20 protein-coding genes and 3 pseudogenes are annotated in these 21,101 nt (G+C 57.8%); 8 read left to right on the top strand and 15 right to left on the bottom strand.

All coding sequences use genetic code 11. The annotated features are described in order from the left end of the window. Positions 1–210: 210 nt before the first annotated feature. From ACZ9BX_RS30230 to ACZ9BX_RS30210, 5 genes and pseudogenes are all read left to right on the top strand, one after another. A complete protein-coding gene (locus tag ACZ9BX_RS30230) occupies positions 211–1,638 on the top strand; it encodes an ISNCY family transposase (protein WP_476221937.1) in 1,428 nt (475 codons plus the stop codon). Positions 1,639–1,771: 133 nt separating this feature from the next. Further along, positions 1,772–3,180 (top strand): annotated as a pseudogene (locus ACZ9BX_RS30225) (ISNCY family transposase). Then, positions 3,098–3,301 (top strand): annotated as a pseudogene (locus tag ACZ9BX_RS30220) (Tn3 family transposase); the annotation flags it as partial. The pseudogenes ACZ9BX_RS30225 and ACZ9BX_RS30220, both read left to right, overlap by 83 nt. 18 nt (positions 3,302–3,319) lie before the next feature. Then, a complete protein-coding gene (locus ACZ9BX_RS30215; protein ID WP_476221936.1) occupies positions 3,320–3,556 on the top strand; it encodes a hypothetical protein in 237 nt (78 codons plus the stop codon). A gap of 50 nt (positions 3,557–3,606) precedes the next feature. Beyond that, positions 3,607–3,924, top strand: coding sequence for a hypothetical protein (locus ACZ9BX_RS30210; protein WP_476221934.1), 318 nt, complete (start codon positions 3,607–3,609; stop codon positions 3,922–3,924). 61 nt (positions 3,925–3,985) lie between these two features. On the opposite strand, the gene ACZ9BX_RS30205 is transcribed toward ACZ9BX_RS30210, so the two are convergent. The 7 genes from ACZ9BX_RS30205 to ACZ9BX_RS30175 form a co-directional block, all read right to left on the bottom strand. Then, positions 3,986–4,522, bottom strand: a complete 537-nt coding sequence (locus tag ACZ9BX_RS30205; protein WP_476221932.1) for a DUF995 domain-containing protein — start codon at positions 4,520–4,522, stop codon at positions 3,986–3,988. A gap of 135 nt (positions 4,523–4,657) precedes the next feature. Further along, positions 4,658–5,605: a glycoside hydrolase family 26 protein gene (locus ACZ9BX_RS30200; RefSeq protein ID WP_476221931.1), complete on the bottom strand. Its 948-nt coding sequence runs from the start codon at positions 5,603–5,605 to the stop codon at positions 4,658–4,660. A gap of 15 nt (positions 5,606–5,620) precedes the next feature. Next, positions 5,621–6,127: a DUF995 domain-containing protein gene (locus ACZ9BX_RS30195; RefSeq protein ID WP_476221929.1), complete on the bottom strand. Its 507-nt coding sequence runs from the start codon at positions 6,125–6,127 to the stop codon at positions 5,621–5,623. A gap of 34 nt (positions 6,128–6,161) precedes the next feature. Next, complete coding sequence (locus ACZ9BX_RS30190) at positions 6,162–7,592, bottom strand: UDP-glucose dehydrogenase family protein (protein ID WP_476221927.1); 1,431 nt, start codon at positions 7,590–7,592, stop codon at positions 6,162–6,164. A 15-nt stretch (positions 7,593–7,607) separates the two neighbouring features. Further along, the gene (locus ACZ9BX_RS30185; protein ID WP_476221926.1) at positions 7,608–9,455 is read right to left on the bottom strand and encodes a glycosyltransferase family 2 protein; all 1,848 of its coding nucleotides are present in this window, start codon (positions 9,453–9,455) and stop codon (positions 7,608–7,610) included. Next, entirely contained in the window at positions 9,452–10,438 is a 987-nt protein-coding gene (gene galE, locus ACZ9BX_RS30180; protein WP_476223088.1) for a UDP-glucose 4-epimerase GalE, read from the bottom strand. The genes ACZ9BX_RS30185 and galE overlap by 4 nt, the downstream gene beginning before the upstream one ends. Next, the gene (locus ACZ9BX_RS30175) at positions 10,438–11,451 is read right to left on the bottom strand and encodes a UDP-glucuronic acid decarboxylase family protein (RefSeq protein WP_476221924.1); all 1,014 of its coding nucleotides are present in this window, start codon (positions 11,449–11,451) and stop codon (positions 10,438–10,440) included. The genes galE and ACZ9BX_RS30175 overlap by 1 nt, the downstream gene beginning before the upstream one ends. 800 nt (positions 11,452–12,251) lie before the next feature. Here ACZ9BX_RS30175 and ACZ9BX_RS30170 point away from each other — a divergent pair. Together ACZ9BX_RS30170 and ACZ9BX_RS30165 are read left to right on the top strand one after the other, a co-directional pair. Next, positions 12,252–13,391, top strand: a complete 1,140-nt coding sequence (locus ACZ9BX_RS30170) for a helix-turn-helix domain-containing protein (protein WP_476221922.1) — start codon at positions 12,252–12,254, stop codon at positions 13,389–13,391. 237 nt (positions 13,392–13,628) lie between these two features. Next, the gene (locus ACZ9BX_RS30165) at positions 13,629–13,814 is read left to right on the top strand and encodes a hypothetical protein (protein WP_476221920.1); all 186 of its coding nucleotides are present in this window, start codon (positions 13,629–13,631) and stop codon (positions 13,812–13,814) included. Positions 13,815–13,989: 175 nt separating this feature from the next. On the opposite strand, the gene ACZ9BX_RS30160 is transcribed toward ACZ9BX_RS30165, so the two are convergent. Beyond that, the gene (locus ACZ9BX_RS30160) at positions 13,990–14,244 is read right to left on the bottom strand and encodes a GlsB/YeaQ/YmgE family stress response membrane protein (RefSeq protein ID WP_476221918.1); all 255 of its coding nucleotides are present in this window, start codon (positions 14,242–14,244) and stop codon (positions 13,990–13,992) included. 5 nt (positions 14,245–14,249) lie between these two features. On the opposite strand from ACZ9BX_RS30160, the pseudogene ACZ9BX_RS30155 reads away from it, so the two are divergent. Next, a pseudogene (locus ACZ9BX_RS30155) lies at positions 14,250–14,597 on the top strand (recombinase family protein); the annotation flags it as partial. A gap of 386 nt (positions 14,598–14,983) precedes the next feature. Here the strand turns inward: ACZ9BX_RS30155 and ACZ9BX_RS30150 are convergent. The 7 genes from ACZ9BX_RS30150 to ACZ9BX_RS30120 form a co-directional block, all read right to left on the bottom strand. After that, positions 14,984–15,790: a class I SAM-dependent methyltransferase gene (locus ACZ9BX_RS30150; RefSeq protein WP_476221917.1), complete on the bottom strand. Its 807-nt coding sequence runs from the start codon at positions 15,788–15,790 to the stop codon at positions 14,984–14,986. Between the two features lie 456 nt (positions 15,791–16,246). Beyond that, positions 16,247–17,221 carry a DUF2332 domain-containing protein gene (locus tag ACZ9BX_RS30145; protein WP_476221915.1) on the bottom strand — a complete coding sequence of 325 codons (975 nt, stop codon included), beginning with the start codon at positions 17,219–17,221 and terminating at the stop codon, positions 16,247–16,249. 134 nt (positions 17,222–17,355) lie between these two features. Continuing rightward, complete coding sequence (locus ACZ9BX_RS30140; RefSeq protein WP_292408307.1) at positions 17,356–17,745, bottom strand: cupin domain-containing protein; 390 nt, start codon at positions 17,743–17,745, stop codon at positions 17,356–17,358. Between the two features lie 66 nt (positions 17,746–17,811). Then, positions 17,812–18,462 (bottom strand): MSMEG_1061 family FMN-dependent PPOX-type flavoprotein, encoded by a 651-nt coding sequence (locus tag ACZ9BX_RS30135; RefSeq protein WP_476221913.1) that lies wholly within the window; start codon positions 18,460–18,462, stop codon positions 17,812–17,814. A gap of 192 nt (positions 18,463–18,654) precedes the next feature. Continuing rightward, a complete protein-coding gene (locus ACZ9BX_RS30130) occupies positions 18,655–18,930 on the bottom strand; it encodes a 3-hydroxyacyl-CoA dehydrogenase family protein (RefSeq protein WP_476221911.1) in 276 nt (91 codons plus the stop codon). Positions 18,931–19,029: 99 nt separating this feature from the next. Beyond that, the gene (locus ACZ9BX_RS30125) at positions 19,030–20,019 is read right to left on the bottom strand and encodes a methyltransferase (RefSeq protein ID WP_476221909.1); all 990 of its coding nucleotides are present in this window, start codon (positions 20,017–20,019) and stop codon (positions 19,030–19,032) included. A gap of 579 nt (positions 20,020–20,598) precedes the next feature. Beyond that, entirely contained in the window at positions 20,599–20,940 is a 342-nt protein-coding gene (locus tag ACZ9BX_RS30120; protein ID WP_476221907.1) for a hypothetical protein, read from the bottom strand. Between the last annotated feature and the right edge of the window lie 161 nt (positions 20,941–21,101).

Below are 21,101 nucleotides of genomic sequence, written 5' to 3'. Positions count from 1 at the left end.
GTGGGAAAAGCAACACTTCCGAAACCGCAGCTTAGTTCCATAATAAGTCTTATGTGACATATTTTTGTAGCGGCATTTTAGAGATGCGACACATAGGCCAGTTAGAGATGCGACAGTCGTCGCCTCTTGCGATGCTGGTCGAACGTCAGCATTGGGGAGCAAGATCAGCGACTTGCATCGTGGCCGAGGCCATTTGTGTTGGGAGTCGTCATGTCTTGTATGATTGTCATGTCGCAGAAGGAATTGCATCGTCTAGAACATATTCGGCAGGTTCGCCAAGGCAGTCTGAGGGTCACACGGGCGGCTGAGCTGCTTGGGCTCAGTCGCAGCCAAGTCCATAGGCTGTTGCAGGCCTATGACCTGAACGGGATCGACGGTCTCGTTTCGAAGAAGCGCGGCCGACCAAGCAACCGGCGGTACAGTGAGGATTTCCGCAATCTTGCTCTGGACCTGGTGCGTGAGCATTATGTCGATTTCGGCCCGACCTTGGCGGCCGAGAAGCTGGTTGAGCGTCATCAGATTTCGGTCAGCAAGGAGACGCTGCCCCAATGGATGATGGAAGCCGGCATCTGGGTGTCACGCCGCGAGCGCAAGAAGCGGGTCTTTCAGCCGCGCGGCCGGCGTGATTGTTTCGGTGAACTCGTGCAGATCGATGGGTCGCATCACTGGTGGTTCGAGAACCGCGGCCGCAAATGCGCCCTGCTCGTCTACATCGACGATGCGACGGGCAAGCTCTTGCATTTGCGCTTTGCCGCCTCTGAGAACACCTTTGACTATCTGCACGCGACGAAGGCCTATTTGCAGCAATGGGGCAAGCCGATTGCGTTTTACAGTGACAAGCACGGTGTTTTCCGCAGCACGCATCCGTCGGCGAAAGACCGCACGAGCGGTCTGACGCAGTTCGGCCGGGCGCTTTATGAGCTGAACATCGACATCATCTGCGCCAACACTCCGCAGGCCAAGGGCCGTGTGGAGCGGGCCAATCAGACACTGCAGGATCGGCTGGTGAAGGAATTGCGGCTGCGCGGTATCGACACGATCGAAGCGGCCAACGCCTATGCGCCAGAGTTCATGGCGGATTTCAACGTTCGGTTTGGCAAGCCACCACGCAATCCGAAGGACATGCATCGGCCGCTGGCGGATCACGAGAACCTCGATAGTGCCATGTGCCGCAAGGAGGTTCGTAAGCTGTCGCATTCCTTGACGCTGCGCTATGACAAGGTGATGTTCATTCTCGATCCGACAGAGCGCGCAACGGCGCTGGCGGGCAAGAAGGTGGTCGTTTGCGACTATCCGGACGGGCGCCTGGAGATCACAGACGGGGAAGCCTCCCTGCCCTACAGAACGTTCGACACGTTACGGTCGGTGCACCGGGCGGACGTGATCGAGAACAAACGCCTAGACGACATGCTTTCGATCGTGGCCGAGCTGCAGGCCGGGCGCCAACAGCAACGCAGCAAGGCCGGACCGCGCCGCACCGGCCAGACGGACCATATGTTCGGCATTCGCGATGGCAGCCAGAGCAATGGCTATCAGCAGCGCGGCACCAAGCCAGGACGGAAGACGGATTTTACGAAGGATCCAGTCGTTATCGCCCGACGGCAGCAGGTCTTGGCGAGCCAGCTTAACACCGAGTGATGTAAGCGATCCGGATTGAGAAAGCTAAAGTATATTGTTGCGCTTGAGCCATGCGCCGCAAAGTTAAAGTGTCCTGATTCTGCAAAGTTGGAATGTCACTCTCCCCGCGTTTTGAGGACGTGGGAGATTGCCGATGGGACTGATTGCGATGAGCGAGCGTGATCTGCAGCGGATCGAGGTTTTGTCGAAGGTCATCGATGGGCGGATGACGCTGGTGTCGGCGGCGCATGTTTTGGCGCTGAGCCCGCGTCAGGTGCGCCGGTTGTTGGAGCGGATCAGAACGGGTGGCGCGGCGTCGATCCGGCACAAGGCGATCGGCCGGCCGTCGAACAACCGGATCAACGATGGGCTTCGCGATTATGCTTTGGCTCTCATTCGCGAGCGCTATTGGGATTTCGGGCCGACGCTGGCGGCCGAGAAGCTTGCCGAGCGCGATGGGCTGACGGTGTCGCGCGAGACGCTGCGGCAATGGATGACGGCAGCCGGTATCTGGCGATCGCGCCAGCAGCGTCGCAGCTTCCATCAGCCACGCTTGCGACGCGAGGCCTATGGCGAGCTGGTGCAGATCGACGGCTCCGAGCATCGCTGGTTCGAAGATCGTGGGCCACCGTGTACGCTTTTGGTGTTCATCGACGATGCGACGGGCAAGCTGATGCAGTTGCGCTTTGTGCGCTCGGAAAGTGCCTTCAGCTATTTCGCGGCGCTGGAACTCTATCTGCAGGATCACGGGGCGCCGGTGGCCTTTTATTCCGACAAGCATTCGGTGTTCCGGGTGGCCAAGACGGACGCCAAGGGCGGTCAGGGCATGACCCAGTTCGGCCGGGCGCTTTGCGAGCTAAACATCGAGATTCTTTGCGCAAATTCAAGCCAGGCGAAGGGCCGCGTCGAGCGCATGAACCAGACATTGCAGGACCGATTGATCAAGGATATGCGATTGGCAGGAATCTGCGAGATGCAGGCGGGCAATGCGTTTATGCCCAGGTTCATGGAAGGCTACAACGCGCGGTTTGCAGTTGCCCCTGCCCGATCTGACGATCGGCATCGACCGGTGAACCTGGCGTTGGACCGTCTCAAGGACATTCTGTGCAAGCGTGAGCAGCGGTATGTCGGGGCGCAATTGACGTTCTCGTTCGAGCGTCAGCGGATCATGCTCGAAGAGACCGATATCACGCGTCGGCTGGTCGGCCGTTATGTCGAGACCTATGCCTTTGCCGATGGCCGGTTGGACGTGCGCTGGAAAGGCCATTCGCTGCCGTATCGGGTGTTCGACAAGGACCAGCGGGTGACGCATGCGGCGATCACCGAGAACAAGCGGCTTTCCGACGTGCTGGCCTACATCAAGGAACAGCAGGATCAGCGATTGCCGCCGAAGGTGAAGACCAACAGCGAGAAGAACGGTTACACGCCACGGGCCGCAAGCTGGGACGTAACAGGGATTTCATGAACGATCCCGCCCGACGCGCTGCATCTGCTGCAGGCATCACTCGTCTATGTGAACACGCGGATGCTGCAATCTGTTCTGATCGAGCCGAAATGGTCTGAGCAGCTGACGCCGGACGATTATCGCGGTCTGACGCCACTGATCTATTCACACGTCAATCCGTATGGAAAGTTTGAGCTCGATCTGATCAGCCGGATTGAGTACGAACAAAAGGTCGCTTAGTTTTTTGGAAACAATAGAATGGCTATTAAGCTTCTCAATTCCTGTCTGGATATCTTGCATACTCAAGGCCTCGCATCGCAGGTTTTTCACTCGTATTTTGCGAGCGTCAAACGGGATTTGCTGGATGATGATACCGTGGTGGCGGCCCTGGTTGTGGCTGCTGGCCAATTTGATGTGCGTTCGATGAGGGGCGAGGGGCGGCCGAGAAGCAACAATTTGCGTAAAATATTCAGGATAGTTCAGCCGGAACCTTAAATCCTGATCACTAGAACGCTCTCCAGAACAACAATATTGGAGGCTACTACATGAAGTTTTCCCTCGCGCATCGGAACAGTCTGAAATGGATAACGACGGCGGCAATCGGACTCGCAGTTTCCGCGGTTCTCAGCACAAGCGCACAAGCCGGAGAAAGCCGCAAACCAAAAGAAGGGATACGATCCGTCTACCTCGTCAAATATCGGGTCAATAACGAAATTCGTTATACCAAGAAGTCTGCTGGCAAGGTCGTGAAGGTGTCGGCCTCGCAATATATGAACAGCAATCCTTATGTCTGCACGCCTAGCGGCTTTGGGCAAAAAGCGCGTTGCTATACTCCAAACATTTTTAAGCGGCCAAACGTTTAGAGAGCAATTTCGTAGTGAAGGAGCTGCCGCGCCCGATCCGCTCGGCAGCTCTTCGCCGTGTTTATCGACGAATGTCTTTGAGACGAGACACTTCCTTGCTCACCCGATCGCCTTTAACCAGCTTGAGCGCTTCATCACCCTCCCGAACGGGATTATGCCGGAAGACGTACCATTTGCCACCCAAGCTTGGCTTTTGATAAATGACGCCGTCCTTTTCGCGATGCAGGAAACATGTGACTGCGCCGTCTCTTTCCATCTTGCTGGACCAGTCCATCTTGCTGGACCAGCGAGCCCGCAAGCAGAGCTTTCCGCCATTGATCGCATACCAACGGCCCTCGGCGTAGGACCAAGCCGCCCCCTTGCGTGACCACGCGGTAAACTGTTTCCGGTCGGCCGAAAAGAACCCGCCCCCATCTTTCCATTTCCACGTGCGGTCGACATAGAGCTTTTCCAGTGCCACGGCCTTCATCGGCGACGCGGCGGCGGCAAGCTTCGCTGTCGCGTCGTCCACTTGTGCCTTGGATGCGGCGCTGGCATTGCCAGCCAGCAAGAGTGCGGACAGCGCCGTACTTACGATAATTGAATGGATCGGATACATTTTTTACTCCTGACTAATAAAGCAGTTCCATCGACAATGCGTTAGGGTACTTGCGTTTGGAATCGCATAGAACAAAGGGATGGAGCGGTTCGCGAACTGGTGCAAAAGTCGAACCGCTCAGTTAAAAGCCGAGGATCAGTCCAGCAGCGGATGGTTGGCGACGCGCCAATCAGGTCGGCCAACGTCCCTCGGCCACGGATAAACTTCACGATCGTTGAAGTAGACAACCGCGGTCATGGCAGGGAACTCGGTATGTGGCTTGTTTGCTTCTGCAGCCCAGTCGCGAACGTAATCGTCGTTGCCTTCATAGCCAAGCTCCGCAATAGCGATTGGTTTGCCAAAGCGTGCCACACGATCGTATCCGGGTTTTGTCCGCTCAACAAACGTCGTGTCGTGACCGACCTCCAGTTTGTCATAGGGCTGATAGCCAAAGACGGACAGACCGATAATGTCGACATATTCATCCCCCGGATAGTAGGCTTCCAGGCCCTCCTCTCCTTTCGGCGACCACATATATTGGGCCGACGGAAGTTGCTTGCGGCATACGTCGTTTACATGTCTATAGGCCTTCACATAACCTTCCGGCTTCCAGAAGGCCCAGGTGAACTGCCCGTCATTATCTTCCATTTCCTGCGCCCAGCGGATGGTGACAGGGCTTTTCAGCTTTGCTGCCGCAGAGCAGACCGCCGCCATGTTGGAATCGTACCGTCCCGCTAGAATCCCGCTGAGCAGATCATCCGGGCTGATGCGCCAGTCACGCGCCCATGACCACGGTTCGACGGTGATCAAGAGGGACCGTCCACGCTCGCGCGCATATGAGTCCGCGGCACTGAGGGTTGTCAGATCCACGTTCTCCCAAGGCAGGAACAGGTGTTCTATCTTGGAATTGGAATCGTTGGTATAATCCCCGTGCGGATCATAGGCACCGGGCGTCACGGCCTCAGCCGTGATGATGGGCCGCTTGTCCTGAAACTTGTTGCGGCTGTCGACACTCGCTCCTGACACACCGCTGGCAGCATATACACCACCGGAAACGAATGCGCCGCAAAGCAAAGCTGCGGTTAGTTTAAAGAGACTTTTCATCGCCCCCTCCTTTTCTTATTGTTTAGGCAACTGGGCCGCGCCAAGCGCGGTTTTAATGCTGTCGCGTTGTTGGGAAACCAGATCGGTGGAAACCAGCTTGTGGGCCTCGTCGTCTTCGCGGGCTTCGGCGTGGCGGAATACATACCACTCACCATCGGGCTCGCGCTTTTGATAGATCGCTCCATTGCCGATACGATGCGAAAAACAGGTCTTGGCCGGAAATGCGCCCTGTCCGGAATGCCATGTCGCATTGAGACACAACCCTCCTGTCTCGGTGATGACCCAGCGACCTTCTGCCCAGGATTTGCCCTTATCACCGTCGGCCCATGCACTGAATTGCCGGCCGGCATCCGTCATATATCCGGCTCCGTTGTCCCACTGCCAGCTCTTGTTCTTATAGAGTGCGTAGATTTCGAAAGGCGTCATGGCGCGAGTTCCTGTCGGCTGTCCAGGCGCCTTCGACGACGCGGCAATAGCCGGTGCGGCAATACAAGATGCCGCCCAAGCGACTGTCGTTGTCATCCGGAAACCCCGCAGGAATCGAGCCCTTCCAGATTTAGAGATTGTCATTGGAACCTCCCGCTATCTCGAAATGAGCGCCCTCCCCTTTTCGTCCTGGATGGACTTGTTCCGACGTATGAGGCAGCGCGCCGGTGGTACTCCCATCATACCGAGCCGTCGTTGATCGGCCGATGGCCGATACACGAAAGCCGATTTCTTCCGCAACGCCGTGTTCAAAGGCATTTCTGAGGTCGATCAATACCGCCTGGCGCATGGTCTTCTTCAGGCGCGCAAGGTCGAGTTTGCGAATGCTCTCCCATTCCGTGATGACGACAACAGCATCGGCGTTGCGCGCGCATTCATAGGCATCGTCAAAAAACTCAACATCCGAGAGGATGCGGCTGGCATTCTCCATACCCACGGGGTCATGGGCGCGGATAGTGGCGCCGAAACGCTGCAGGGTTTCGATGAGTGGAACGGAGGGCGCATCGCGCATGTCGTCCGTATCGGGTTTGAAAGTGAGACCCAGAACGGCGATCGTCCGGCCTTCCACATCACCGTCCAGAGCGTCCACGACTTTCAAAGCCATGCGGCGCTTGCGCGCTTCATTGGCGGTCACGGTTTCTTCTACGATGCGCACCGCCACGCCATAGTCCTGGGCTGTGCGCAAAAGCGCCATCGTATCTTTCGGGAAGCACGAGCCGCCGTAACCTGGACCGGCATTGAGGAAACTTGTCCCGATGCGCTTGTCGAGACCCATGCCCAGCGCCAGTTCACTGACATTGCTGCCGACCTGCTCGCAAAGATCGGCCAGTTCATTGATGAAGGTGATCTTGGTCGCCAGAAACGCGTTGGCGGCATATTTGGTCAGTTCGGAAGTCCGGCGCTGGGTGACCACGATGGGTGTCCTGCGCGCTTCGAGAGGCGCACCGTAGAGTTCCATAAGAACCTTGCGCGCGCGCTCATCCTCGACGCCGATCACGACGCGATCGGGCTCCAGAAAATCGCGGATAGCGACGCCTTCCCGCAGGAATTCAGGATTGGACGCAACCGAGAAAGTGCCGGTTTTGCGCACGGATCCAATGATCTTCTGCACGATGTCGCCTGTGCCCACCGGAACGGTGGACTTCACGACCACAACGGCGTCGTCGTCAATCAGCGGCGCCAGTTCCCGTGCGGCCATGTAAACGAACGACAGATCAGCATCCCCCTGACCGGCACGCGGCGGAGTGCCGACCGCTATGAATACGACCGATGCTCCCTTCAGTCCCTCGGCCAGATTGCATGTAAAGCCCAAGCGGCCCGCCGCTGAATTGCGTTCCACCAGTTCATCCAGACCGGGCTCGTAAATCGGCACGACGCCGCGCTCAAGGCCGTCTATTTTCTGAGCGTTCTTGTCGACGCATACAACCTCATGGCCCCATGAGGCGAAACAAGTCCCGCTGACCAATCCGACGTAGCCGGTTCCTATGACTGCGATCTTCATGTGTTTGATTGCCTTTTATTGCTGATTTGAATTGTTGGGAGCGTTGGTGCGCCAGCGCGGATTGAAGATGGTTTTGTGAACATCGCGACCACCGACACCTGCGCCGGCAACTGAAAAGCGGTCCTCGAACAGGGAAAAGCTTTGGGTTCCCCATGCGAGCGCCTCGATGCCGTCACGGCCCCGTTCGGCGGTTGCAAAGCTCGGCAGAGCCACAAGAGCAAGCAAGCTGGCGGCAAGCGCTGGGCGATAGAGCCACGTGCGGTAGCGAACCGTGTTCTCGCGTGCATGCTGGAGAACGATAACGAACAGGAGCAGCGCATAGATCACGGCGTTGACGATGGCGAAGACATAGAAGCCGCGGCTGTTGTCGCTCGCATGCGGGATGAGCAGCACCGGCAGGATCGAGAAAACCGCCAAGAAACCGTAGGGTGCGAGCACACGGAACGGCAGGGGATCCACTTCGGACGCCCCCTTCGGCGTGACGCGGAAATCCACGAATGAACCCGTTGACCAATCGCGCAGCGCAGCCAACGTTCCAGCCATCGCCCATGGCCAGCGCGCGAACACAAACAGGGTCATTTCGACGCTCAGTATTTTCGCATCATACGAGCGGAATGTGCCGGAAGCGCGCCAGCGATAGGCCAGCACGATCAACATGATCGCCTGGGGCAGAAAATGGCTCAGGAAATCGGGATAGGTGACGGCAACGAAGCTATCCCCTACCACCAGCGCAATGATCGGCAAGACGAACATCAGCGCCATGAAAAGAGAAAACAGAGGATACCAGAATTGCGAGAACAGAAACTGGAATTTCAGTCGCGGCGGCAAATTACCAACAAGCCTGGGCGAATACTGCAGCAGGATCATCATCAGACTGCGCGACCATTGAAACTCCTGCGTGATGAGATCGGCAAAGGTGCGCGGTCCGTCGCCATGTGCGATGGCGTCGAGTGCGTGCACGCCGCGCCAGCCATGGGCATTCATCATCAAAGTGGTGGAATGATCTTCCGCCAGTTCCGGTCCCAGGCCGCCAATTTCTTTCAATGCCGCGGTGCGAACCGCATAATGCGACCCGATGCAAAGCGGGGCTAGACCGTTGTTGTAACCGGCCTGCAACGATCCGTGCATACTGGCTTCTGCATAGAGACGCCCGCGAGCGGACCAGCTTTCATGGGCATTGCGATCGCAAATGCTGGGTGCGGAGACATAACCCACAGCCGGATCAGCGAAGGGACGCAGCATCTGAAACAGATAGTTCAAATCCGGCACATGGTCCGCATCGAGCTGCACCACAAAATCGTAAGCGTCGTAGCCGTAATGGTCGTAGAAAAAGGCGAGATTACCTTCTTTGCAGCGCGTGCGACGCGGCCACGTCTTGCGGTGATAGTCCGCGCGTCCCTTGCGCGTGGAAACGAAGACACTATGTTTCTCGCACCAGGCGAGCGTTGCCGGAGAAGGGTCTTCATCGGCAAGCCATGTGTCGTGCGGCACATCCTGGGCCAGCATGGCGCGCAACGTCTCGGCCACCACCTCGAAAGGTTCTGATGGCGCCTTTGTTACCACCATGGCGATGCGGCTTCCTGCCGGAAGACTCAACGGGCCGCTTGGACGACGCGCACGGAAAAACAGGACGATGAAATATGCAGGCAGCAACGTCACCCAGGCCAGGATGGCCGTAACCAGAACGGAGCCCGCAAGGCTCACATGGTTGGCCGGTTCAAGCCACCAGCGCCAAAAGTAGAAGAGCGCCGCGGCCCACAACGCTGCACCGAGCAGATATTCTACGCGCCGCCAGCCGGTAAAAACCGGAACCATCAAAGGTTCATCTGGGGTAGCCTCCCATATTGCCCGGCGTGTTTTCATGTCCGCACCTCCAGCCCAAAGAAGGGAGCAGCCGTGCGAATGATCGTATCGAGATCGGAATAAAGCGCCTGAAAGCCAAGTTTTTCCGCTGCAAGCGCCGGATCGGCATAAAGCACCGGGGGATCGCCGGCCCGGCGAGCGCGCATTTCGACTGGCACGTTATGGCCTGTCAGGCGCCTGATCGCATCCAGAATCTCCTTGATAGACGTGCCGTGTCCTGTGCCTAGATTGACGGCCAGATTGTTGCCGCCATTGACGAGATGTTCGACTGCCAGCACATGCGCGCGTGCCAGATCTGCGACATGGATGTAATCACGGATGCAGGTGCCGTCCGGCGTATCGTAATCGTTGCCATAAATTTCCAGAAAGTCGATGCTGCCCGCGGCAGCCATCAGGGCCCGCGGAATGAGATGCGTTTCGGGATCATGGGTTTCGCCGATTTCTCCGTCGATATCCGCTCCGGATGCATTGAAATAACGCAGCGCCACATAGCGCAGATCATAAGCAACCGAATAATCGGCAAGCATCTGCTCCGCGATCAGCTTGGTGCGACCGTATGGGTTTATCGGGCGCTGCGCCTCGCCTTCGCGGATCGGCAGTTGATCCGGAACGCCATAGGTTGCGCAGCTCGACGAAAAGATGACATTGCGCGCGCCGGCGAGACGGCAAGCTTCCAGCAGCGACTGCGTCCCGCCAACATTGTTGCGGTAATACTTAGCCGGGTGCTCCACAGATTCTCCGACATAGGCCGAGGCGGCGAAATGGATCACCGCGATCGGATCGTGATCCTCGACCACCTCGATGAGCCGCTGCGTGTCGAGAATGTCGCCTTCGACGAAAGTTCCCCAACGCACGGATGCGAGATGCCCCGTCGAGAGATTGTCATAGACGACAGGCTCGTAACCCTGCTTGGACAAGAGCTTGGCGGTATGACTTCCAATAAAGCCCGCGCCGCCGACAACGAGTACGTTCTGCCCACTCATCATGCCACCTCTGCGAGTTCCCCATTGGGCCTCACCAGCTGGCGTTCGAAATAGGCTATCGTCGACTTCAGGCCGTCCGTCAGCGCAATGCTCGGTGCCCAACCAAGCTCCTGCTCTGCCAGAGCAATATCGGGCCGGCGTTGGCGCGGATCATCTGCAGGCAGAGGGTGATAGACGATTTTCGATGGCGAGCCTGTCATGGCAACGATCTGCTCGGCCAGTTCACGCACGGTGAATTCACCGGGATTGCCGATGTTGACCGGTGTGTGAATGGCCCGAGGGCTGTACATGAGCCGGTGAAAGCCTTCGATCAGGTCATCCACATAACAGAAGGAGCGGGTCTGCGATCCGTCGCCGTAAACGGTGATATCTTCGCCCTTGAGCGCCTGCACGATGAAGTTGGAGACGACCCGGCCGTCGTCTGGACGCATGCGCGGACCATAGGTATTAAAAATGCGCACGATACGAATGTCGACGCCGTATTGCTTATGGAAGTCATAGAAAAGTGTTTCGGCGGAACGCTTGCCTTCGTCATAGCAGGAGCGCGGACCGAAAGAATTGACATTGCCCCAGTAGTTCTCGGGCTGAGGATGCACGTGAGGATCGCCATAGACCTCCGAGGTGGAGGCCTGGAAAATCCGCGCCTGATAATGTGCGGCCAGCTCGAGAAGATTGAGTGAACCGATCACGTTGGTCTTCATCGTATGGATCGGGTCGGCCTGATAGTGCGGCGGCGACGCCGGGCAGGCGAGATTGTAGATCTCGTCCACTGGCAGATCGATCGGATCAACGATGTCGTGACGTACATAGCTGAACGTGTCAAAGCGCAAGAGGTGGCGCATATTTTCCATTCGTCCCGTGGAAAAATTGTCCACACAGACTACGGTCCGACCTTCACGCAAAAGAAGTTCACAAAGATGAGATCCTAGAAACCCCGCGCCGCCCGCAACAAGAACCCGCGGTTTTGAGGCGCGATCAGAACGAAAGTTTGACGAATTGAAGACGATTCCCACAAAACTCTCCCAAGAACAAGAATAATACATGCATCAATGCTTCAGAAAGAACGATGACATGTGAAAACTACTAACAGAGCTTTTTCGATTTTCGTCCTGAAGCAAATTTGGTAGTTTCTAATACCGACCCGGTTCCTGCGTTGCGATATCCGGTCGTCCGGAAACTATTCAATTCGTCCATTTCTTACAGATATCGGCAGCCATTCGTTTGGAGGCGTCGGGCACAACAGGAGGATCGCACGCCTGGGCGCAGATCGAGACCCAGGGCGGCCCTCAAATTTTACCGCCCTACAACACTCGAAGCTCTTGTAAGAAAGCTCTGAAGCCCCCCGCAAGCAGCTTTTCGGGGCGTGCGCCGGCACTCAAGCAATCCCGTCGCCGAAGTCAAAACCAATGCAACTGTACGCCTTTACCACTGAACCGGAATGCCCGTTCATGGGTGGGTGGTTCAGAATAGGGCGGGTAATGAGAGAGCACGCCTTGATTTGGTGCGACAGAATGCACAGTTGCACATGATGGCGAAAATTTTCGGTGCCTAACGCCTCAATCGGGGCCTGAAAGCAAAAGAGCAGTTCAAAGCAAAACGGCGGTGGGCATGCTTCAATTAGATTTCCTGAATCTTTACATCGTAATATTTCTGAATTCCTTGACTATCTGCGTGATACGCGCGGAGGTTGTCGGGACTCATTGGGATTTCATACCTTCGCAGATTTCGCAGGCGGGCAAGGACGGCTATGCGATGCTGACTACCACGGTTATAGGGCGCGACGTTTCGGCATTTCGGGTCTTGGCTGGGGGCAATGATGTCGGATAATGACGATGACCCCCATTCAGAGCCGGATTTCGTAGAACGACGTCGCTGGCCGCGCGTGTCGCAAGATCCCCCCGGGGAGCATGATGTGAAAAAAACCGTCTTGGTTCCGCTGGTTTTTGAGACGGAGAGCCTTCCACCATACCAGCAGTTTCCGGCCTGGCAGGAGCACATGGCGGTATTGTCGGATACGCGTCTGCCAGACAATGTTCATCCCGACGATGGATTTGTCGCCCGGCAAGCTGTGTGGAATCTGGGCGGTATGCTGTTGCTGCAACAAACCATTCCGGCTTTCAGTTATGAACGCTCGCCAGACACGGTGCGTTTCAGTCCGATAGACCATTGGCAGATCACCTTTCTCCGTGCCGGTCGCACGTGGACCGGCAATGCTGGACGTGTTGCGCAAAATGAACCGGGCATGATTGAAGTTCGCTCACTCGGTCATCCGTTTAGCGGGCGAGCATTAGCAACGGATTCGGTCAGTTTGATCGTTCCGGTCGACCTGTTTGCTGATCGAGGTGGCCTGACAACGGCAAGCAATAACGTCGTTTTGGGTGGACACAGAGCCAAATTGCTAATCGATCATCTGTCGAGCGTTGAAACCAATCTCGATCGCTTCACGCATGACGACCTTCAGGGCGTTAAGGACCGCTTGAGGGAAATGGTTTTCGACACGATTACACCTTTGGTGGACCGTGATGGCGGCAACGATCAGATTTCGCAAATAGGATTGATGACGCGGGCGAGACGCTTCATTCTGAGCAATCTTGCCTCGCCCCACCTGACACCGGATGCTCTCGGCCGGGAACTGGCGATCTCGAGGACGCGGCTCTATGAACTTTTCGAAACGTCCGGTGGCGTTGCGAACTATATTCGCCGACGGCGCCTGTCCGCAGCTCATGCAATGTTGGCGGATCCTTCAGACACCCGAAAGATCGCCGAAGTTGGTTTAGCAATCGGTTTCGATTCAGCAGCGAACTTTAGTCGCGCTTTCACGCAGCAGTTCGGGTACAGCCCGAGCAACATACACAAGCGGACGTCCGGGGACCACACGCGCCCGGATTGGCAAACGGATAAAAAGCCAAAGGTCACATTCGAAAGCTTGCTGCGAACTCTCGGACTCTTTTGAGGCGCGCATTCCAGAGGCCTCAACACACCTTCTGCTTGAGCACCCGCAGGACGTGTCTCGCGTATCGTTGAACCATCCCAACACAAATCCTGCCGGTTGTGCCGGCAGAGTTGCCGATGCCGTAAACTGGCAACGTAAGCCGACGTTTTTATTGCGTCAGATGGACCTCGGTTGTCGGCTGGACGGCCTACTGTTTCCTCGACTCCCGGGGCGCTATCAGCATTGATGTCTGGATCGATGCGCGCAAGAGCGGGCACCATCACCGGCACTCCAAGGCGCCATGAAAGCGAGCGCGATCCCACTCACCCCGGACATGACGACACCTATGACGATCGCCACAGGTTGGCGATCTACCGGCCCGACCTCTTTTTGCGGGCGGCGAAGGCCTTCTCGCTGAAGCGGCTTTCGAGCTTCTTGCATTGACGGCTAATGCCCTCGGACTTCTGGCGCGCCTTGTTCACCGACGGCTTCTCATAGGCTTGCCGCAATCGCATCGAGGACGCCCGTCGTTGGGAAGCGCCGCGTCAGCGCTTCCCTTGATGCTGCCGCAACCAGGCAACAATGTGCACTGAAGTCTGCTCTGGCAGGTTCAAGAGCATTAAGCTCGTTTCAGCAGCCTAATCGCCAGCAAGAGAACAATCGCGCCGATCATCGCGTGAATAATGGCGCCGATGTAACCGGCGCCAATGTTGACACCGACGCGAGGCAGTAGCCATCCGGCGATGAAAGCTCCGATGACACCGACAACAATGTTCCCCAGCAATCCGAAGCCGAAGCCCTTGACGATCAACCCGGCCAACCAACCGGCAACAGCGCCTATCAGCAGAAATATGATTAAGCTCTCAAGTCCCATTTGCGCTCCGGATCGTGGCGCTGGATTTACCGACATCGCATATGATGATGACCGGGAACGATGATGAATTCACCGCCCGTATGTTTAATGCGATTAACAGTATGATGCTCGATATGCTGGCGGCAATTGCGCGCAAAGATTATGACGACCGACGTAAACGGCAGGCACAAGGTATCGCCAAGGCGAAAGAGCGAGGCCTCTATCGAGGACGCCCGGAAGATAAGAGCCGAAACCAGGCAATTGAGCAAATGCTGACGAATGGACAAAGCTGGAACAGTATCGTCAATGCGACTGGATGTTCACGATCTACATTGAGCCGCCTTGCGAAGCGCTTGGTCACTGATGAAACGTAACGTTTACCGTTTGTTCTTTGAGTTGGCCAAATATGCAGCTTCGAGCCGACAGGGCCCACCCAGCAACAGCTCGTCGACCTCGCCCATCACCTGAATGCGCAGCCACGCAAATGCCTCGGCTACAAAACACCGGCCGAAGTGTTCATCGCCCATTTTTGTGTCAAAGCGGCTGATCCCCTACCCTGCAGTCCGGCATGTTGCACTTGGCGTAGATTCTCCAAAACCAAGTCGGACCTCGTACGCCTGCCGGCGCCCGAAACCCTTCACGAGAGCAGTCGGACTGCCCTATGCGACCGGAATGCAGAAGCGGACATTCACCTAGTTTCGATAGATGTCGCAGTTTGGCCCACCGGGCCCTCGCAGGCCCCATTGCATGGCCTCCAGGATCAGGCTGGGACCAAGCCACGCACCACACGGAACATCATGGGAAATGATCGGGGTCCATCGGGCAAGCCAACTAGATACCCGGCACGAACATGCTGCTCAATCGAACCGCGGGCGTCATCCGAAAGTGCCATCAACATGCCTGTGACGCTGCCCGGGCCGTCGGTGAACGTAGCCCAATAGTCCGCGAAGGACTGATACTCGCAATCTACGACAACGGGAACCTCCGTCACCTCGGCGAGGCCGATCTTCCGCCACAACGCCGCCTGACCGTTAGGCCAGAAGTGCGTGCGCCCCGCCCGCATGGATCTCATCCTGGCGACGTCGGTATCAAGCACAGCACCGGTATTATAGACGAGGTCGAAGGCGGGCATGCCACCAAAGAACTGAGTTACAGCGGACGCGACCACGCCGCCCGGACGGGTCACGCGCTTCATCTCGGCAACTACCTGTTCAATTTCCGGGATAACGTCCAGGGCCAGCGAGGATACGGCCGCATCGAATACGTCATCGTCGAACCGCAGGTGCCGGACATCGCCGTGTTCATATGCGATATTGGGGTGGGATCGACGAAGGCGGGCTCCTTCCAGGTATCCCTCCGATGCATCAACACCGATCACATGCGCGCCCGCCTCGGCCAGTGCTTTCGTCAACACACCTGTCCCACAGGCTACATCGAGTACGCGACCGCCCGGAGCGACATTGACACGGGCGAGAAATGGGCTTGCCAGATGTTCGCTCCAGCGTCCCATGAAAGCCTCGTAGACGTCGGAATCAGTCCAATTATATCGTAGTTGTGCGGTTTCCATGACTTGCCATCCTCCCTCAATCAAGAATGGACCTTAACACGGTCATGCGGGCTGCGCGCATCGCCGTCACACCGGGCAATCCAGCGGAACCTTGTTTGCGCTTCCCAAGAAACATGACGCAGTGGCAACCCCTGAAACCACACTGGCCTTTCCGCCGGGGGTGCTCCGAAGTCCCGCTTTGGTCGGTTTGACCAGTTCGATCCGCGTAGGTCGAACGGCGGGTATGCGCGCAACACGGCCGAACCTTCGCCCTCGCGGCAACGGCCGCCTCCCACCCCAACCAGTCCTTCGACGCTCATTTCGGCCGTTCTGCGGCTCAGGTGCCTGAACCAGCGGGACGCGCCATAAGGCGACCTTCATGGCGCTCCCTAAAAGCTGCCCTTCGCGCAACGGCTCGAGTCGGACCTATCGCTGACCTTTGGCGAGCGGTTTGGAGACGTTGTCATTGCCAGCCGCCTACGCCTCGTCCGCGATCCATTCGAGCGAGGCGCCATGCGGGTCGGTCCAAGCGACAGGGGAGCCGTTCACAGATAGGAGGAAGCGGCCTGGCGGCCGGCTTTTTCCGGCGCATGTGGCGATGCACGGGAATACGCGAGGGAACTCGTTCGATACCCAATACGGAGAGAGACGCATCACCTGCTCAGCGAAAGCCTCTCTGTCTGCGGGGTCGGAAACATAGTCGAGGACGGCTGTGTGAAAGACGACGAGGGTAGCATCCTTTGGAGCTTCGCTGCAGAGCCGCACTAAGTCGCTCCCGCGCAGGTCGCCCTTCAGCACTCGGGGCTTGACCGTGGCAGCGATCTTTACGGCCGACCGCAGATTGGCGAGCCGCGCCGTCTGCTCTGGCCAGACCAGCGTCTCAAGCCATGCGACTTGCGAGGGGTCCGAAGCATCGATCGGGCTCAGGTCCAGTCCTGCCCGCCAGACGACCTGCGGTGCGGCCGCAGGCATCGGCGTTGTCTCACTGGCGGAACATCGGAAGACAGGCGGCTCCGCGGCCATCGCGGGTGCGCGGATCGCCTTGCGCCCGTAATCGTAGCTGTAGAGGTCGGGCATGAGGCAGAGGCCTGCGGAAGTCCCGACCTCCAGGAGGGCCAGCGGCTGCGGCAAGCGCGCCAGTACGGGGAGTAATGTGGCGCACCTTCCCGGCTCGTTGGTTTGCGTCGAGCGCTCGAGCATTAGTGAGCGGATAGCGTCGGGATTAGCCTGAAGCGCCTGGCGAAACTCGTTCCATCCTGTCGGCGTGCCGAACAGGTGACGCACCGCGGCGAGCAGAAGGTTCGGTTGCCGCTTCACGTCCGGGAGGGTCGACAGGAAGCCGAGTGTTTCCCGGTCCCCAGCGACCGCACGAGCCAACTCCTCGTATAGCGGCGACCGACCGTGAGCCTCCGTATCGGCGAAACGAATATATCGGCCTGATATTTCGGCCAAGCCCTCCTCGCCCATATCCGCTGATCCCCGATCCCGACGTCTCGTCACAGTACACGATCCACGGATCAGATTGGAGCCAGGCGCGGCGTTTTTACACAAGTTCGACCCATTCCGGTCGTCAAGACAGCGGGGTGTTACGCTTTTGCGGTAGCCCAATGCCTCGTCACTTCCGGCTGCCCCTCGAAAGAAGCCTCGAAGGTTGGCGCGGCCAGTATGGCCTGCATGTGCAATGTCGCGCTTCCGGTATTACGAAAGCCATGCCAGCTGCCGGCCGGCACGATGACTGATTGTCCCGTCGATACTGTTTCTCGTTCATCATCCAACCACAGCTCGGCTTGGCCTTCCAGAACGGTCAAGACTTCCTCGACGGGATGGGTGTGAGTACGTGTGCCACTTCCTGGTGCGACCCACTGTTCGAATATGCAGAGCGTGGCTGCCTCGGTGACCGCAGAAACGCGCATTCTGGTCAACACGCCGGGACGCCACTCTTCTGTCGGCTGAAGGTTATGATCGATAATCTGCATGATCCCCTCTGTTGGCAGAGTAGCACGCCGCGTCCGCATGAAGCCGGCAACCGGTGGTTCATCAAGTTAGTAGAGCCGGTCGCGATTACCCGTGTCGATGATCGTTTGCATCTCCTCAACCGTCTCCGCGAGTTTGCCGTGGGCGACCAACATCTCCGCAAACGAGGGAACGTTGCTGGTATCAGGCCACGCTTCCGGCTGCCAAAAGCCCGAGCGGACCATGCATTTCGGGCAATGAGAAAGTACGTGCGAGATCTCGATGACGAGTATGTGCTCAGGGAGCTTGCGGTTCACAGCCATGGCCTCACGCAGCTCAGCATCACGGACGATGAGCGCCTTGCCGGCCACGCGAAGGGTGTAGGTCACACCGGGGATTACGAAAATCAGGCCGACATTCGGGTTGCTCAGGACGTTACGGAAAGTATCGAGTCGACGATTGCCGGGGCGGTCTGGAATGGCGAGAGTTCTTTCGTCCAGCACCTTGACGAAGCCGGCGGGATCGCCCTTTGGCGAGACGTCGAGCATGCCATCGGCGCCGGCGGACGCTATGAACACAAAAGGCGCGTGAGCAATGAAGCGGCGAGCATGTTCGTCAATTAATCGAACGACCTTGGCAACCGCTCGGTCTGTGGGCGCCCCCAAAACCGCTCGCAATTGCTCTTCGCTCGTGATGACATCGCGGAAACGGCGCCGAAGACTGCTCTCGTGATCTTGCATGATGCCGGTCCCTCTCCGCGTACCTACGTTACGCAATATGACGCAAAGGATCGCGCGACCGCAACTCCGTCGACGAGCCATTCCCTGCCGGCGTCGCGTTCTGGCGCACATTTGAGCCGTTCAGCCGTGCGACTGAAAGTCGGCTCACCACCCCAGCCAGTCTTTCGGTGCTCGATTCTGGCGTTCCGCGAGTCAGGTACCCCAATGCGCGGAGATGTCGTACATCGTTTTCATCCCGACTACGTCGACCATGCCGAGCGGCCCGCGCGGTGCGCCGCGATTGGCGATCATGAAGGTTCGGTCCACGTCCTCAGCGGTCGCGATACCGTTTGCGACCAGCGCCACGCCGACGGTCAGCATCGGCACCACCCAGCTATTGAGCACGTAGCCGTTCCGCTCCTTACCGACCGGGATCGGCACCATGCCTATCTCGACGCCGAAATGCATCACCGCGGTCAGTGTCGCCACCCAACTCCGTCCTTTGACGTCAATCTCGACTCCCCGAGCTGTCAACGTAAGGGCCGAAAGCACCCATTGCACATTCCGGTAGCATTGATCGTATTTGCCTTAGGCTGGAGACGCCTCAAGGATGGAAATGGGTCCTTGGGTCTGAATCACTCGTTCAAGCCGTAGCCCTGCGGCGTCGAACAGGCTTGCATACTGTGCCTCCGTCCTCTCCAGGCCGCCGGTGACGGCGAGCATGACCACGTCGATTTCTTTAATCAGGTCCGGTTCGTCACCCGGCGGCACCAGCGTCTCGGCCACGAGCACTCTCCCGTTCGGCAGCATAGCCTTACGGCAATTTCGCAGGATCGTTGCAGCACCCCCATCATCCCAATCGTGAACGACCTTCTTGATGAGGTAGACGTCACCACTGGGGACGCTCTCAAAGAAGTCACCGGCGATAAATTCGGTGCGCGGCAGGGCGCCTCCGGTACCCTGCTGTGCTGCCGCGACGCCCGAAGGCAGATCGAAAAGCACGCCGCTCAAATGGGGGTTGCGGGCCAGGATCGCCGAGAGAAGCTGACCATGTCCGCCGCCAACGTCGATGATCCGCATGAACGGCCCGAAGTCATAGGCTTCGGCAACGGCCTCGTTGCTGCCTTGGCTCACGGCGACCATGGCACGCTGAAACAAGGCAGCCTGCTCGGGGTGTTCCGACAGCCAGTCAAACCTTGGGCTCCCGAACACCTTGTCGAAGGCTGGCATTCCTGTGCGGACAGAATACCGAAGCTGCTCGAAGGCAAGATAAGCCTCGCTGTTGATCATACGGACGAAGTCACGGGGACCCGGCCGATCGGAGCGCAGCACTGCGCCAACCTCGGTCAACTCGAAATGCCGGGGCAATACTTCCCTGAAGACCCCTTCAGCCGCGAGAAGTCGCATGACACGATAAAGCGCGTCAGCATCTGACCGAGTGGAAGCCGCTAGTTCATCCACCGACTGCTCGCCGGCGGCCAGGAGATCGGGGACACCAAGTTCGATCACGACGCGCAGCGCCTGTGACACGGCGAACCCGAATCCTAGCCTCATGATCTGTTGCGACGGGCTGGGCATGGCCTTTTCCTTGAGTGTCAGCGCACGTTAGCAGAATGGAGCGAGCGTAGCACTTCCCCAAATTGGAGGACCACCGAGGTGGCTGTCGAAAACTCGGTTCGCTCAGACGCTGTCACGGAAGGTCCGGAAGGTAGGCAGTCCGGTCGCTGGTCAGAACTTCGGCGACGACAACCTTCGTCCCACCCACATCGGGCAATCTGAAGGCTGAACGCACCAACCGACCACGTGCGCCATATCGAGACCTTTGCGGTCAACGTCACAGAGGTCGCGTCTCGATCCCCTTTCGGACCTTTTGCTCAGGGCGCCAGAGCGCTGTTGAACAAGTCAGGTATGCCGACGGACGTAGCCCGAAAATCGCGCGTGTGTAAGAGTTTGCCGACGCAGCCCGTTCGGTGACTGTTCCTTGATGGTGCGGAGCAGGAACGATCCAATTTCTCTGGTTGTCAGCTTTCGTAACTTCGAAAATGGTCTGGCTGAATCTGGTTCGCTCGTTCCGCAGTAGCCCCAGACGTAGTCTGCAACAGCGCTCGACGTTAGCCGCCGCCGGATTGGAGGAATGCTGAGAACGCACCCGATATTTCAGTCGCCTTGGTCATCGTCATCGTGATCGTCATCGTCGTCGGCGAATCTTGAAGGATCGACGACTGGGACAAGGAAGACGTGCCTGTGTTTGTAATTACCAGAACCGCCCGACTGCCCAGCCATCGTGTGGCTGGCTTGCCAGGTTTCGGCCTCCTTTGGGAGCGCACCCCGCAAGTGGATTTCGGAGACACCGTCCCAGAGGGCGCGACCTTCGTGTTGGAACACATACAGGTCCCGCTGAAGTGCTTTGTCCGCCAACCGCACTCTTGCCTCATCATCACTTGCGGCGTCAAAAGCGACGATCCCTCGTCCTGATATCTCGGCCACGTATACGGCCATCTTCGATCCTTTCCCGGAGCTGCTTTAAACGGCTTCTCGAAAGCTGAGTTCGTGTCTCGCCAAGCGATATGCTCATACGCTCGGATTTCGAACCGACCAGAGGTCCTGAGGCGCTGCGCGGTTCATTTCGTTCGACTATACCTCCCACTGCTTGTCGCACG

The sequence above is a fragment of the Rhizobium sp. USDA 3886 genome, from assembly GCF_056279785.1.
The sequence above is the reverse complement of the archived record's forward strand: the minus strand, read 5'-3'. Positions and strand labels throughout refer to the sequence as shown.